The 14310-nt window shown below is 45.8% G+C and carries 13 protein-coding genes; 5 read left to right on the top strand and 8 right to left on the bottom strand.

Annotation, left to right across the window (positions count from 1 at the left end; genetic code table 11):
• Positions 1 to 119: 119 nt before the first annotated feature.
• Together BIZ37_RS25850 and BIZ37_RS25845 are read right to left on the bottom strand one after the other, a co-directional pair.
• On the bottom strand, positions 120 to 1394 hold the full coding sequence (locus BIZ37_RS25850; protein WP_222939830.1) for a serine hydrolase: 1275 nt from the start codon (positions 1392 to 1394) through the stop codon (positions 120 to 122).
• 304 nt (positions 1395 to 1698) lie between these two features.
• Positions 1699 to 3174: a peptide MFS transporter gene (locus BIZ37_RS25845; protein WP_187463961.1), complete on the bottom strand. Its 1476-nt coding sequence runs from the start codon at positions 3172 to 3174 to the stop codon at positions 1699 to 1701.
• A gap of 584 nt (positions 3175 to 3758) precedes the next feature.
• On the opposite strand from BIZ37_RS25845, the gene BIZ37_RS25840 reads away from it, so the two are divergent.
• Positions 3759 to 4100 carry a hypothetical protein gene (locus BIZ37_RS25840; protein WP_237156872.1) on the top strand — a complete coding sequence of 114 codons (342 nt, stop codon included), beginning with the start codon at positions 3759 to 3761 and terminating at the stop codon, positions 4098 to 4100.
• Between the two features lie 44 nt (positions 4101 to 4144).
• On the opposite strand, the gene BIZ37_RS25835 is transcribed toward BIZ37_RS25840, so the two are convergent.
• Positions 4145 to 4657, bottom strand: a complete 513-nt coding sequence (locus BIZ37_RS25835; RefSeq protein ID WP_187463960.1) for a YgjV family protein — start codon at positions 4655 to 4657, stop codon at positions 4145 to 4147.
• A 3-nt stretch (positions 4658 to 4660) separates the two neighbouring features.
• Positions 4661 to 5533, bottom strand: coding sequence for a DMT family transporter (locus BIZ37_RS25830; protein WP_187463959.1), 873 nt, complete (start codon positions 5531 to 5533; stop codon positions 4661 to 4663).
• Positions 5534 to 5672: 139 nt separating this feature from the next.
• Between BIZ37_RS25830 and BIZ37_RS25825 the strand changes: the two genes are divergently transcribed.
• A complete protein-coding gene (locus BIZ37_RS25825) occupies positions 5673 to 6590 on the top strand; it encodes a LysR substrate-binding domain-containing protein (RefSeq protein WP_187463958.1) in 918 nt (305 codons plus the stop codon).
• Positions 6591 to 6681: 91 nt separating this feature from the next.
• Positions 6682 to 8928: a peptidase U32 family protein gene (locus tag BIZ37_RS25820; protein ID WP_187463957.1), complete on the top strand. Its 2247-nt coding sequence runs from the start codon at positions 6682 to 6684 to the stop codon at positions 8926 to 8928.
• 109 nt (positions 8929 to 9037) lie between these two features.
• Here the strand turns inward: BIZ37_RS25820 and BIZ37_RS25815 are convergent, their stop codons facing one another.
• Positions 9038 to 10114: a Preprotein translocase subunit SecY gene (locus BIZ37_RS25815; protein WP_187463956.1), complete on the bottom strand. Its 1077-nt coding sequence runs from the start codon at positions 10112 to 10114 to the stop codon at positions 9038 to 9040.
• A 368-nt stretch (positions 10115 to 10482) separates the two neighbouring features.
• Between BIZ37_RS25815 and BIZ37_RS25810 the strand changes: the two genes are divergently transcribed.
• The gene (locus BIZ37_RS25810) at positions 10483 to 10929 is read left to right on the top strand and encodes a thioesterase family protein (RefSeq protein ID WP_187463955.1); all 447 of its coding nucleotides are present in this window, start codon (positions 10483 to 10485) and stop codon (positions 10927 to 10929) included.
• Positions 10930 to 11011: 82 nt separating this feature from the next.
• On the top strand, positions 11012 to 11260 hold the full coding sequence (locus tag BIZ37_RS25805; protein ID WP_187463954.1) for a hypothetical protein: 249 nt from the start codon (positions 11012 to 11014) through the stop codon (positions 11258 to 11260).
• Between the two features lie 62 nt (positions 11261 to 11322).
• On the opposite strand, the gene BIZ37_RS25800 is transcribed toward BIZ37_RS25805, so the two are convergent.
• The 3 genes from BIZ37_RS25800 to BIZ37_RS25790 all read right to left on the bottom strand — a co-directional run.
• Positions 11323 to 11586: an Lpp/OprI family alanine-zipper lipoprotein gene (locus tag BIZ37_RS25800; RefSeq protein ID WP_187463953.1), complete on the bottom strand. Its 264-nt coding sequence runs from the start codon at positions 11584 to 11586 to the stop codon at positions 11323 to 11325.
• Positions 11587 to 12061: 475 nt separating this feature from the next.
• Entirely contained in the window at positions 12062 to 13405 is a 1344-nt protein-coding gene (locus tag BIZ37_RS25795) for a TldD/PmbA family protein (RefSeq protein WP_187463952.1), read from the bottom strand.
• The coding region (locus BIZ37_RS25790; RefSeq protein WP_187463951.1) for a TldD/PmbA family protein at positions 13405 to 14310 on the bottom strand (906 nt) is incomplete at its 5' end. The genes BIZ37_RS25790 and BIZ37_RS25795, both read right to left, overlap by 1 nt.

The raw sequence follows: 14310 nt of genomic DNA, 5'->3' as shown, positions 1-14310 counted from the left end.
CAGCATTATAGGCAGAGAAAGTTTTTTAACAAGTCTAATAATATAAATTTTTTTGTGTTACCTTTACGAAGATAGCACCCAGACACCTGGCTACTACTTTCGTAAATTTCCCTTTTTCCTTACTCTAAAGCTTCCAAAATCGCCGGAACGAACTGATGGAACTGCATCGCTGCAAATCGAGGCGTTTCAGCCATTGGGTAACCACCGTTCAAGGCTATAACTGAATTAGTCTCTTTGTGCATGGCACAAACCTGGCCGTTCACACCAATCATGGCAAGGATACGTTTATCGCCAATCTCAAGGACACGGAACTGATCTTTGTAGTACCCGTCCGCAAGGGCCACCTCTTTGCTGATTTTCCATGCCGAGCGGACGTCGTCGTTACCTTGCCACAGTTCGGCAACAAACTGCTTGGGTAACACTTGTTCGCCTTTGGCATTTTTACCCTCATTGAGAAATAGCATCCCGACACGGGCAAGATCTTTGGTCGCCATGTTCATGCCTGTTGATCCCATGCCAAGACCTTTTTTGTCTGACATAAAGTGGGCATCTGCAGCAAGCCCGACTTTTTGCAGTAACTCCTGTTCTAGCACTTCTGGAAAAGGCTTTCCTGCGACCTTGTCGACGACCGCACCGAGGATTTCTGAGTTCACATCTTGGTAATCGTACTTTTCACCCATCTCATAGTCTTGGCGCTCAGTAATTAACTGGAAGAAGTCACGTGTACCGTTAGGGTAGGGCTTTGATGCTTCGTCACCATAGTATCCTTGAGCATTGCTCAGGCGTACATCCCAATATTTTTCTTTGGTTCCTGCAGCCAGTTTTACTGCTGTTCGCATATCAGCAACTTCTTGGACTGTTGCGGTTTCAAAGGCTGTCCCTTTGAGTTCTGGCAAGTAATTGGTGACAGGGGCATTCATATCGAGTTTGCCTTGACCGGCCATAATACCTGCAGCCATAGCAGTAAATGATTTGGATACCGACATATCAAGGTGTGGCGAAAATTCATCAAGCCCATTGCCGTAGTGTTCATGGACGATTTTGCCATCTTGGATTATGACGGCGTTGTGGTTTTGCATCCGGTTGGCAAGGAAGTCTTTTGCTGATATTGCACCATCGAAATCTTCAACCACCACTTGGGTAAGGTCGAGTTGCTGCTGGGCTCTCGCCAGCACCGAGACATAGTCACCCTTGTGGAGGGTGTAGCTGTGCGAGAACTTATAGACATGGGGCATAGCTGAAGCAATGTATTCTGGTGACTCCCAAGTGTGCCCCGTCATACCGATGGATTGCGCGGATTGAATAAACTCGCTATCGGGCCCTTTGAAAGTGGCAGCCTGCGAGCCAAATGCCGTAGTAATAGCAACGATTGATGCAATAACTGTTTTGTTCATTATCAAACCTATAAAGTTGTAATTAATGTTAAGTCTACCTTTACTCACTTGATTCTTGCCGTATTGACACAGAGTGTTGCTTGTTGCTTTTTATTGTGAGCAGGTTTTGTTGTTATTGATATTATGTTTGATATCAAACCAAATCAAGTTTAAGGATTGCCTTTTTGCCAGAATGTAAGGATTGGTTAAGGTTAAGGCAGTGAGGTTTAGGAGGGCGCTTAGCTGCTAAAATAGGATATTTGGGAGATAAAAAAAGGCCCCTTCCGGAGCCTTAATCGATACTGATATTTGGTTTTAACTATCTTTAGGCTTCAGCCAACGTCGCATCTTGCTCTTGTTGGGCTTCTGCTTTTTTCAGCATGACACGGATCATGCGAGAGGCTAGCAGGGCAACTGCAACCATCACAACCGCAAGCATTGTCAGTAGGCTGAAGTAGTCACCGTAAACGGTTTGTACGATTTCTTGGGTAATTTCCTGGCCTTTTTCCAGTGCGATAGAAGTTGAGAATACCGCGCCGACAATACCACTTAGGGCAATAGCCACCGAGAAAAGGCTGACCGAGAAGTTCTCGATGTGTTTAGGTGCAACCGAAAGGATGAAAGCAACCACCAAGCTACCAACAATCACTTCTGCCAGTGCCTGGAAGAAGTGGATAGCCAAGAATACCTCTGGGCGGATAATGACATTTTCGCCGATGTTATAGATCGCCATGGTCAGAATACCAAAGGCAATAGCAGTCAGTACGAAGGAGAAGCTCACTTTCGTTGCGGTAGAGAAATTAATATTGCGCTTCTCAAGTGAAGAGAAACCCCACGATACCAAAGGACCGCCGACAATACACCATAGTGGGTTCATCGCCATCGAGGCTTCTGGAGCGATTGGGATAATCCCGAACAGATCGCCGCGCATGGTGTTGATGGTGACCATTGTCATTGAGGTCATCATCTGTCCGTAGTAAACAAAGAACGCGGTGGTCAATGCAGTGATGATCAAGATAGTCCCCATTTTCAGGGAGTCAGAACGGTTAGCTTTTATCATCAACCAAATAAAGTAGCTGATAGCGGCAGCACCAATCGCGTATACGATGTTTTTACCGATATCCATGTTGGAGAACATGAAGAAAACGAGGCCAATCATTGAAGCCGAAATGGCAATAAACGCCAACCAGTTCTTCGCTCCTGCAGGCTTGTTGTCCATGTCAGTAGCAACGGATAGCAGGGGCTTGCGCGAAACGAAAAGTATAATGAATGCTACCGCTGCCATTGCTGCTGAAAGGGCAAAACTGCCATGGAAGCCAAGGATTAACACCAGCATCGGGAAGAAGTATTGGCCTAGCAGGGCACCGACGTTGTTGACCGAGTAGTTAACTGGGTAGGCATTCTCGAAGTGTTCTTCTGATTGGAAGGTGCGCTTGTAAAGGCTTGGGTAAGAAGGTGACATTAGACCGCGGGAATAACTGGCAAGCGCAATACCAATCAAACTCATTGGTACATTCAGTGTTGATGCTCCCATCACAAGTAAGGCATAGCCAATGGCAAAGCCGAAGTAACTGATGGTCAGTGAACGGTAAGCCCCGAGAAATTTATCAGCAATAAAACCGCCGGCAATGGCAAATAACGGGCCTATTGATGAGAAAGCACCCACGACCATCATGGTGTCGGCTTCACTGTAGTTTAGGTTTTCTAGGAAAAAGCGGGTGAGGATAACCATCACACCGTAGAAAGATAGGCCAAACATCATTTGGCAGACCATCATCGACTTATTGAGTCTATTCCACATAATACATCTCTATGTTTATGGCTTGGGTAAGCAGGTTACAGCTAGCTAAATGTAACCAAATGTAAATTAATGGGGATGTTATCACTTCTTAACCTTGCGTACGCTGAATAATGTGCTTTTAGTGACCAAGTAAACATTAGATATATTTATCAATAAGGTTAATTATTTTTATGTTGACAGTTTTGTTAGCTAGGTAAAGTCACTGATATTGTTGTATTTGATATACTTATCAATAGCTTGCGGTTATATTGATAGGTTCTGGTCGGAGCTGTTTTGTTATTATTAATAATAATGATTTGCGTTAATGTATTTATATTTCATCTATAACGCGGCTTGAGCAAATCGAAGGTAGGAGTACCTTTTGTGAGGGTTTGGTGCTGGGGTTTTTTATCATTTAGCAAAGTAAGTGTTTATTTGCTGCATTGAATGGGCGCTGGTGGAATGGGCTAAATGATGAGTGCCGTTAAATTAAATGCGTCGAAAATTGTACAGTTATGTCAAAATTGCCGGTTTTGATCGGTAATCACTTCCATTCTGCTGCAATCCTTGCATAATTCAATTGATAGGCTGGTTAAGTGGATTAATTGACTTTGTTTAGCAAAAGAAAAACAAAAAATACTTTCCCTTTGGATTTCTACGGCGAGGATGGGAGCTGGCGATTTATTATTCGCGCAGATCGGCCGTCAGAAATTGTGGATGCGATGTACTGGCGTGCTTATATCTCTTGCCACCGAAAAGAATTCGATCTGTTACACATCGCAACGGGGAAGTTTAACTACAAGTATAACTATTCCTCTCATGACTCGTCAGAGCTGCATTATGCATCGGGCAGTGACGCTCTGAGGGTCAATATGATGGGGCCTATTGTTCCGATCTCAGCCATCTTAGAAAAGGTGAAGGAAAGAACGGACAAGGCGACGGCCTGACATCGACCAGAGAAAAACGTTAAAAAGGGCCTAATGGCCCTTTTTTACATTTGCTCGGCGGTTTTCGCTGGCTTTAGGTAGTAGCGATAGTAGCCAATGAAGTTACTGGAGAGGAATACTGCCTCTAGAAGCACGGCGGTAGGTGAACCAATAATGATGTTATGGGTTAGCCACAAGCTGGTCCCCATAATCATTAGCTGGCGAAGCCGTTTATCGTTGTTGCTAAAGGTCGCGACAGTTTGGATTAATGCTGCTACGCAGCTGATAATGCTCGCAAGCCCTGCATAGGTAAAGAAGGTGATGACCAGAGTGCTTATACAAAATAGCAGTGCCATCCTCTTGGAGCTGGTATATAGGCTTGTAAAGTAACGTAGTGCCGCGAGAGCCATCAAGCCCGCGCCTGTCCACTGTTCCAATAGGGCAAAGTGGATACTTATCAGGATAACCGCGCAGATAAAGCATTTGATGATGTTTTTCTTTTCCTTGAACTGGAATGAAACAAGATCAAAGCAGACTGCGATACCCATTAAAATTTGTGATAGTAAAAACGCTGACATAGGTTATTCCGAGAGTTCCGTATTTGTTGCTGTCTTTTTCTTTTCGATTCGGGCTAGCCATACAAGTGGTAGTACAATCATGGCTGTGCCAAGTATCATGGCGATATCTGGTGTTTCTCCAAACCAGACCAAGCCAACCCCAACAGCGCCGAGCAGCCCACTGTATTCAGCACTGGCAATCTTATTGCTCTCTGCAGAGCGGTAGGCAATCACACAAATAGCGGCATAAATTAAGATGAAACTGCTCGAACCCGCTGCGGTTATCAGTGGTGTCCAATCCCAATTACGTCCTTCCCATAGTGCCAACCCCAGTGAAGCAGGAATACCTGCCATATTGGTCAGCAACAAAGTCTGTGCCACCGTCTGGTGCTTGGGTAATTTGCGTATCAGTAAGTTATTGCTAGCAATCGTCAGTGCAACAATCAATGCAGCGATAGCTGCCCAGTTAATTTCTGTCGGCCTAATGATCACCAACACACCAATAAAGCCAAGTACCCCTGCGGCGATGGAATAACGAGTAAGTTGCTCTTTGAAAAATACCAATGCGAGCGGTAGCATCATTAGCGGAGCCGCATAGAAAATGGCATTGGCTGTAGCCAGTGGCATGGCATTAATAGCGAACACCATAAATATGGCCCCAAGCAACCAGATGTGGGCGCGCAGGGCATGCCATTTGAGTCCGTCGGTAAAGCTCTTTTTACTGACGCCGTAACAAAAGGGCAATAATATCAATACAGCTGTTAATTGCCTGAAAAAGACAAATTGAAAAACAGCGGTATCTTCGCCCAAGGTTTTAATTAAGGCATCAGAAAAAACCGCGATAAGGTTGCCGACAATGAGTAAACCCATTGCCATTCCAACAGATATTGAAGGCATGACTAAGCTCCTGTCATTGACTGACACGTGTTCAGTGGTTGTACAAAAAGGAGTGGTGTGTTGTGATTCGGTAAGCTTAATCTATAAATAACCTTCATATATAATGATAAATATTCACTTAGTATGAGCTGAACTAATAATGAAGTTACCACCTCTACGTGCTGTTCAGTGTTTCGAGTCTGTTGCCCGTTTAAATAGCTTTTCGCATGCGGCAAGGTCACTGAACGTAACACAAAGCGCTATTAGCCATCAGGTACGACTGCTGGAAGAATATTTGGGGGAAACCTTATTTGTTCGGCAGGGGAGGCGCTTGTCTTTAACCCCAATGGGTGAGAAATATTACGATGAGATCTCCCATTCATTGCAAAATATTGCGCAGGCCAGCCAGCAGATACGCGAAGGGGAGAGCGGAAAGATACGCCTTGCTATGTACAGTTCGCTTGCGGTGAAATGGTTGGTGCCAAGGCTGGAAAATTTACGCCAGCAACACCCTGAAATTGATTTATCGCTGGCAATGTTTGCCGATGAGCCTGAATTTACTGATCAGGTAGCGGATTGTTTTATTACGGCTCACCCCCCTAAGAAAAACTATGTCAGTGATTTTCTGTACAAGGAGTTGCTGTACCCGTTCTGTAGCCAAAAGCTTTGGCAACAGATCCAAGACAAGCCTTTACCAGAAGCCCTGTGGGAGCACCCGTTGCTGTCGGTGCACTCAATCTTTAAAGATGGCAATCAGGCGAAAGATTGGCAGACATGGTGTCAGCGAGGGGGATTTGAGCTGCCTGATAATGCAAAGGTCAGTCATTTTAGCCATATGGTGCTTGCCGCCGAAGCGGTGAAGTATCATCAGGGCATTGCGTTTTTGAATGATTATTTCCTCAATGACCATGACCACCAACAGAACCTCGTCCGTATACCGATGCATGAGCTGCCAACTGGCGATAATCTGTATTTTGTTTATAAACAATCGCGAGCCAAGCAATTTGAAATCAAAACACTTGGCCAATGGCTCAAGCAACAATGCTTTGATCATGACGGTGACAGTTTACGTCGATAAATAACCTTAATTGTATTAATGGAATTTACAGCTCGTACCACGTAGAATACCGCCCTTTTGCATTGGGTATTGGCAAAAGGGTAATGTCGAAATGAGTGACCAATTTGAGCTGTTAGCACCGGGCGGCGATTTAGAATCAATAAAAGCAGCAATTATTGCTGGCGCTGATGCGGTGTATTGCGGGCTGGATAACTTTAATGCGCGTAACCGGGCGACAAACCTTACCTTTGAAAACCTCAGTGGTGTGGTCCGGTTGGCCCATCAACACCAATGTAAAATCTTCCTGACGCTCAATGTCATCATCCTTGAAAGCGAAGTACCTGCGCTGGTTCGTTTGCTCAATAAACTGGTTAACACTGATATTGATGGGGTCATTGTTCAGGACATCGGCCTGTTTTCTATTTTGAAAACACACTTCCCTACGTTGGATGTGCATGCTTCGACGCAGCTCAATACCCACAATGAAGGCCAGATTCTTTTTCTCAAGCAGTTGACGGCTTCACGAGTGAACCTGTCACGTGAACTGAATATCGATGAGATCAAACATCTGGCACAGTTTGGTCATCAGCACGACGTCCTGATGGAAGTCTTTGTCCATGGTTCATACTGTATTGGCTTCTCTGGCCTGTGTTATATCAGTTCGGTGAGAAATGGCAGTTCAGGCAACCGTGGCCGATGTAGCCAGCCTTGCCGTGAACAGTACCAAACAACCGAGGTAGGTAGGGATTACCCACTGAACCTGAAAGATAACTCGGCTTATTCTGATATGGCGGCTCTGGCTGACGCTGGTGTGTATTCCTTGAAAGTTGAAGGGCGGATCAAGAAATCCCATTATGTCTATACGGTTGTGGATACTTGGCGCAAGCAAATTGACAGCTACTGCAGCAACGGAGAAATGCTGACGGATACCAGCCGGCTTTATACGGTGTTTAACCGAGATTTCTCCAATGCATTCTTGAAAGGCGATATCAATAAAAACATGTTTATTGATAACCCTAGGGATCATGCCGCAACCCACTTCTCGAATATTTACAGCTGCACCAGCATAGATGATGTTAAAGCGGTCAAGAAAAAGCTCTATGACACTAAAACTGACATTATTCAGGAAGTAGAACGGGTTACCGAGAACCTATGTGTTGAGAAACTACCACTTGATGTGAAGGTGAGTGCGGTTGAAGGTCAGCCACTGAGCGTCGAATTAAGAACAACTCAAGGTTTGGTTGAACTGAAGTCAGCATCAAGCTTGGTGGCCGCAGGGAAGTTTACCCTCGATGAGGAAGGGGTCACCAAGTGGGTCAACAGTTTTGCCAATGCGGATTATCAGGTCAATGGGGTTGATCTGAGTGCGCTAGGAAGCGGCTTGTATATTCCGTACAAAGAACAAACGGCAATCAAAGAGCAGGTAGCCGTTGTTCTCAATGGTAACAAACCGCTTATAGCACCGGTAGATCTGGCAAAGCCTCGTAAAGCTACCAATACTGATGTTGGCCAAAACCCTCATCTGTATACACTGATTTCATCGCAAAGTGATTTATCTTTGTTGTCTGAGCCTGATACTACCGTTTACTACCAGTTGCCTGAAGCGTTGGCGAGTGACTTGCCGAAGTTGGTAGCCTTATTCAAGGAAAATGCACAATTGCTACCTTGGTTCCCGGCTATTTTAATCGGGGAGAACTATGAGGCGGCTGTGACCTTCCTAGAGCAGGTGAAACCAAGCCGCATTGTGACCAATAACAGTGGGGTGGGTTACGCTGCTTACCAGTTGGGTATCGATTGGGTCGCTGGGCCGCAGATGAACATTATCAATTCATACAGCTTGGCTTGTTTGAAAGAAGAGTTTAACTGTGTTGGGGCGTTTGTCTCCAATGAGATCAACAAGAAGCAAATCAAGCCACTGGTTAAGCCTGACAATTTCGAGCTGTATTACAGTATCTACCACCCGATCACTTTGCTAACCAGTCGCCAATGCTTGTTCCACCAGACGGTAGGGTGCAAGAAAAAACGTTTTGATGACAAGTGCCTACGTAAATGTGATAAGTCGGCGTCGATCCTGAGTCTCAAGCATGCATCTTATGTGGTGGATAAACAGCGCGGTGCACACAACGCCTTATATAGCCAAGAGAATTACCTCAACGTGGATGTGCTCAATGATCACTCCGGCCTGTTTAACGGCTATATGGTGGATTTGCGTGATATCAAAACCCATACCCAGATTGCGTTGGAGAAACCTCAATTGCTTGACGCTTTCCGGGAGCAGCTAAAAGGTGATGTAGCACCGGCTGAAATTCATGCCAAGCTTGCTCCGACGACAATGGCCCAATACAAAAAAGGCTTGTAGGGAAACTATTCCCTCGCGCTAGCAAGCATAAAAAAGCCCGACGTTATAGCTATAACGTCGGGCTTTTTCTATTGGCACAAATTCAATAACACAAACTTGTATTTTCAGGTTAACTTACGGCCTCAGCAGTGTCAGGCACGCCGTGCCATTGGTAATGGTTGTTCGGTTTCTTACTGACGATGCCTTCTTCCATGAAGCGGCTGAAGATGTCGTCGACTTCATCACTGCTGGTTTTGAGGTATTTGGTCACGGCGCGTTTAGTGCAGTTGACCTGATTAGTACTCAAGGCATCGATAGCTTGTTCGTAGAGTGACTTCGGCTTCTCTGGCTCTTTAGGTACGACAGGCTCTTTTTCGACGGTCTCAGTATTTTCAGCGTTTGTATCATGCTGCTGGTTTGTAAGTAACTCTGGTTCTTTGACTTCGTTTTCGGCATAGGTATCAATGGTGATAGGGCCAACGCGTCGGAACTGGTTTCTGAAGCGAAGCTCTTCACCAATTAGGCCAACGAAAAATGCCGCAAAGAAATCGAGTAACACAGAGAGGAAAATCACCAAGCTGAGCTGGGCCGTCTCTGTCTGGATCTTCAATGATTGGGCCAAGCTATCGATAAGGCCGATAACCGAACCTTGGTTTACAACTGGCAAGCTATCACGCTCAGCGGCGAGTTTTAACTGCTGTTCGCGCAATTCATCATTTTCACGCTGGATACGAGCTACGCCTGTTGCGATACGCTCCATCTCAATGTATTTCTCAGCGGCAGAATTGTTCAGCTCAATTTGCCTTTCAATCGCAGCAATTTGCATGTCGTAGTTGTTGACCTTACTCTGCTGCACATTGACATGGCTCTGGGCTTGGTTAGTTGCACTATTGATGCCGCCGACTGAGCCGCCGATTGAAATGGCCGCAAGCACAGCATAAAAGGCAAAAGCTGAAGCGGCACCAGCATAGTTGCGTCTCGCCCGGCGTTCCCCGAATTCATACCAAGCAAAAAACTTCCCTAGCTCGAAGATGACGGCCAGGCCACCAAACAAGATCTGCATGATAGGATCTTCGTCGATGGAAAGAAAAAGCAGCAACGAAAAAATGATAGATGCGAGAATGGAAGCACCGGTAAAGCTGTATACCGTCCCCATTGCAAAGGCCCCTTTGGGGTAACGGACTGGAATGTTGTTATCGTAAAGCATAATTGTTGATACATGTAACTGGCGCGTGCGCCGACGGTTACCTGCCGAAAAACGTACGGTTTGTCGTCAGGTTGAAAAAAGGTGGCCTAGGATAACGTAAAACTGGCCTCTATCCCTTATAAATTAAGGCCTTTGCCGTTTTTACGTTGATTTTTTACACGCTGCTTTCATAACTGTAGAAAAGATGTGCATCATCCTTTGGTGGAACAGGGAAAAAGGATCTAACCGACAAGAAATAGAAAGAGTTGTTGCAAACATGTTACCCGCTGTATAGGTTAATAGTCGAACACATGTTTAAATTAGGTGTTTACAGCAAGAGGTTGTCGTTTAGGTTTTAACTTATCATTTTCTGATGCAAGGAACTGCACATGTCTGACTTACTTGAAGGCTTTCCCGTCATTACTGAAATCCCTGTTGCATGGGGGGAAATGGATGCATTAAACCATGTTAATAATGTGGTGTATTTCCGCTATTTTGAAACAGCCAGGCTAGATTATTTTGCAGATATTGGCCTGATGGAGGAGATGCAAGTGACGCAGACGGGTCCTGTACTCAGTGAAACCTCAAGCCGATACCGCAGGCCTGTGACATACCCTGATAATCTATTGGTCGGAAGCCGGGTATCCGGGCTCGCTGAAGATAGCTTTGTCATGGAATATAAAATTGTCAGCAAACAGCAAGGGGCTGTGACAACCACAGGCACTGCGAAGGTGGTCATGTTCAACTTCAAGCAGCAAAAGCGTGCGAGGTTGAGCCCGGCATTGCTTGAGAAGATTATATCCATGCAGCCTGAACTTGCTATTACAACTGATTGATTCTCCTCATAGTTAATACATCGAAAACGCCATAATCCACCTATAATTGAAATATGGGCATTGTTAAAACAAGGAGTAGGGAATGTTTATTGTCATCCAGCATGAGATTATGGATCCCGAATTGTTTTGGCAAAGGGCAAGTGGAGTGCTGACCCATCCGCCTTCAGGCATGCGGCTTCATACGACCATGGTTGTTGAACGCCACAAATTGTGTCAGTGCATGTGGGAAGCTGAATCTATCGATGTTGTTCGCAATTACCTAGAACCTGAACTGGGAGAGGCGAGCATCAATACCTACGGCCTGGTCGACCCCGATAGAGCCATCGGCTGACGGTTAGATAAGCTTATCGCTTTAGAGAAAAGTGGCGCAATGAGATTGCGCCACTTTTTGTATTACTTGGTGTAAGAGCTAGCGATGTTATCGATACGCTGATTCGCACGCATTGCTTCTTGGTAAGCAGCATCAGATGCAGCGCGGGTATCGTTTACCGCACCTGCCATTTGATCTTGCTGGCTTTGTAGGCCTGCTACTTGATCAGAAAGTGCATCAACTTTATTTGTCAGTTGGCTTAGTTGCTCTGCTTCTTCACTGCTTGAACAGCCCATAAGAGTTGCACTTAGAATTAGGCCAGCGACTAGAGTCATAGAACGTTTCATTGTTATTCTCCACAATTGGTTGATATTTACTACTGCTATAAACACTGAATTAGCATTACATAAAGTCATTGTATTTAACAATAAAATAGATAAAAAATGTGTCAGTAACTTCATCTTTTAGCTTTTTTGTCATAATTTAATGCCTTTTTGTACGTTGTTTTTATGTTTCGAACAGTTTTATTTATGCTTTACAGTATGGGGGCTATTAAAACAGAATTTGTGAAAGCAATTGTTATGGGAAAATCAGCAACTGCTTGTTTTTTAGTAGCTAAAGTCAGAGGAAAGTAAAGACAAATAAAAGTGTGACTAAAGTCACATCGCTGGCTTGGGTTATATTTTGTGGCTAAGCATTAGAAAAAGCGGGGAGTGTAGACAAAGAAAGGATGAGGGGGTAATTACAATACTGTCATTAAGGCTGCCAGCAGGATATAAATCTACTGGCAGCCAAAATTACTTTTCGATAACAACTCGCAGCTTATTTACCAGCAATACTGAGTGAGCTAAAGCGAATAAGCGGGGCAAAGAAGTTTTTGCCGTGATCGTGAGTTAACGTATCACCAACCGCATCAATTTCTTTGATCATCTGGTAGAAGTTACCTGCCACTGTAATACCGCGTACAGGCTGAATACGTTTACCATCACGACACAAGAAGCCACTGGCGCCAAATGAGAAGTCGCCGCTTACCGCATCGGCACCAGAGTGAACGCCTTGAAGCTCGATCAACTCTAGGTATTCGCCTCCTGTCAGTTCAGCTTCGCTACTTTGGCCTGTTGCGATAACGGTATGGCGAGCAGACACGCCTAGGCCGCCTTTCGCTGAGCGAGAGCCGTTAGCCGTGTTGTCGATACCGAAGAAACTCGCGGTATGGCTGTTATGCAACAAGCTCTGTAACTGACCTTCACCAATCAAGATCGTATCGCAAGTCGCGAAACCTTCACTGTCAAAAGCCTTAATTGCCGAGCCGCCTTCGATATAGGCTACATCCGAAATGGTCAGCAATGGGCTAGCAACGGTTGCATGCAGGGAGTCACGCCAAGGGTTAATGCCCTTCATAGCCGATTGACCCGAGAAGCACATGCCAAACGCGCCAAATAGGCTGCTCAAGCAATTAAGGTCAAAGACTACGCTGTAGTTACCCGTGTTGACTGGCTCGCCATCCAGCAGCGCTTTTGCCATGTCATAGCCATGGTTGATGCAGTACTCAGGTTCTAGTTCATCAAAACGGCGACCGGTAGACATGCCACCGTGCATAGCTTGCTTGCCGTCTTTTTCAAACAAGGTGTAGGCATAACAATAAGTCGAACGTTCTTTGTGGTAGCAACGGGTGCCTAAGGTATTGGCAAGGATAACCTGGCTGTCAGATTCACCGAACCCATTATATGGCGCAGACGTCGCGTTGGGTTTCTCTACCACCCCTTTTTCCAAGGCAAGGGCAAGGGATATTTTGTCATCTACGGTTGCGTTGTCTGTTTGGTAGACCTCTGGATAATCAGTAACAAGTTGGCTGTTTGCACAGGCAATGGTCTGGTGAGGGTCTTTTTTGGTGTAGGTGGCATTGGCAAGGGCATGTTCAACCATCATATCCAAGCTGGCAGGCTCTAGTGATTCAGAATAGCTGGTAGCTATATGCTCGTCTTTGACAATGCGTACGCCGATGACTTGACCCGACGTCACCTTGTACTCATCAAGCTCGCCGGCATTGGCTTTAAGAGAAAAGTTATTGCTACTGCTAGCAATAACATCCGCCTCGGCACCTGCAGCCTTAGCACGCTCAAGGACTTGATCAATCGCGCTTTGAAGTTGTTGTTGATCGGCCATTAGTTACCCCCTACAAGAATGTTGTCCACTTTCAGTGCTGGCTGGCCAACGGTGGTAGGCACCGAGCCGCTTACAGAGCCACACATTCCTGCGGCCAAGGCGAAATCACGCCCGATCATGGAGATCTCTTTAAGTACTTTCGGACCTGTACTGATCAAGGTTGCTGATTTGAGTGGCTTGGTAATCTGGCCATTTTCAACCAAATAAGCTTCCTGCACAGCAAAGTTGAATTCACCCGTGCCAGGCTGGACTGAACCACCGCCCATTTTCTTGGCGTAAATGCCTTTCTCGACGCTGGCAATCATCTCATCCAAAGAGCTGTCACCCGGCTCGATAAAGGTGTTCCGCATTCTTGAGGTCGGCGCATACTTGTAGGATTCACGGCGGCCAGAGCCAGTCGGGGCGAAGCCAGTTTTCAATGAACCCATATGATCGACCATAAAGCTGGTCAGTTTACCGTCTTTGATCAGCTGGGTACGTTGGGTTTCCATCCCTTCGTCATCAATATTGATGGAGCCCCATTCGTTGGTCATGGTGCCGTCATCGACAGCACTAACCACCGGGTTGGCAATCATCTCACCCATCTTGTCGTGGAATACAGAGGCTTTTTTCGCAACTGATGTGGTTTCAAGCAAGTGACCACAAGCTTCATGGAAGATAACACCACCAAAACCATTACCGATAATGACCGGCATTTCACCTGATGGGCAGTTTTCGGCAAACAGCTTCACCATCGCTTGTTTAGCTACGGTGTGGCCAAGTTCTTTGGCATCTAGTTGGCTGTTGAATTCCCAACCGGTTAGTGCGCCTGGTGCTTCGAAGCCGGTTGATTGCTCACTGCCATTTTGCGCGATAGCCGTTGCAGCAACACGGGTGTAGTGGCGGGTATCACCAATATGCAGACC

This window comes from Photobacterium sp. BZF1, assembly GCF_014349205.1.
Lineage (GTDB): Bacteria > Pseudomonadota > Gammaproteobacteria > Enterobacterales > Vibrionaceae > Photobacterium.
Note: the sequence above shows the minus strand (reverse complement) of the source record. Positions and strands in the feature narration are given on the sequence as shown.

What these genes read in the sequence shown, in the direction of transcription:
- BIZ37_RS25850 (WP_222939830.1), bottom strand. Translation starts at nt 1,394, where the DNA reads ATGAACAAAACAGTTATTGCATCAATCGTTGCTATTACTACGGCATTT.
- BIZ37_RS25845 (WP_187463961.1), bottom strand. Translation starts at nt 3,174, where the DNA reads ATGTGGAATAGACTCAATAAGTCGATGATGGTCTGCCAAATGATGTTT.
- BIZ37_RS25835 (WP_187463960.1), bottom strand. Translation starts at nt 4,657, where the DNA reads ATGTCAGCGTTTTTACTATCACAAATTTTAATGGGTATCGCAGTCTGC.
- BIZ37_RS25830 (WP_187463959.1), bottom strand. Translation starts at nt 5,533, where the DNA reads ATGCCTTCAATATCTGTTGGAATGGCAATGGGTTTACTCATTGTCGGC.
- BIZ37_RS25825 (WP_187463958.1), top strand. Translation starts at nt 5,673, where the DNA reads ATGAAGTTACCACCTCTACGTGCTGTTCAGTGTTTCGAGTCTGTTGCC.
- BIZ37_RS25820 (WP_187463957.1), top strand. Translation starts at nt 6,682, where the DNA reads ATGAGTGACCAATTTGAGCTGTTAGCACCGGGCGGCGATTTAGAATCA.
- BIZ37_RS25815 (WP_187463956.1), bottom strand. Translation starts at nt 10,114, where the DNA reads ATGCTTTACGATAACAACATTCCAGTCCGTTACCCCAAAGGGGCCTTT.
- BIZ37_RS25810 (WP_187463955.1), top strand. Translation starts at nt 10,483, where the DNA reads ATGTCTGACTTACTTGAAGGCTTTCCCGTCATTACTGAAATCCCTGTT.
- BIZ37_RS25805 (WP_187463954.1), top strand. Translation starts at nt 11,012, where the DNA reads ATGTTTATTGTCATCCAGCATGAGATTATGGATCCCGAATTGTTTTGG.
- BIZ37_RS25800 (WP_187463953.1), bottom strand. Translation starts at nt 11,586, where the DNA reads ATGAAACGTTCTATGACTCTAGTCGCTGGCCTAATTCTAAGTGCAACT.
- BIZ37_RS25795 (WP_187463952.1), bottom strand. Translation starts at nt 13,405, where the DNA reads ATGGCCGATCAACAACAACTTCAAAGCGCGATTGATCAAGTCCTTGAG.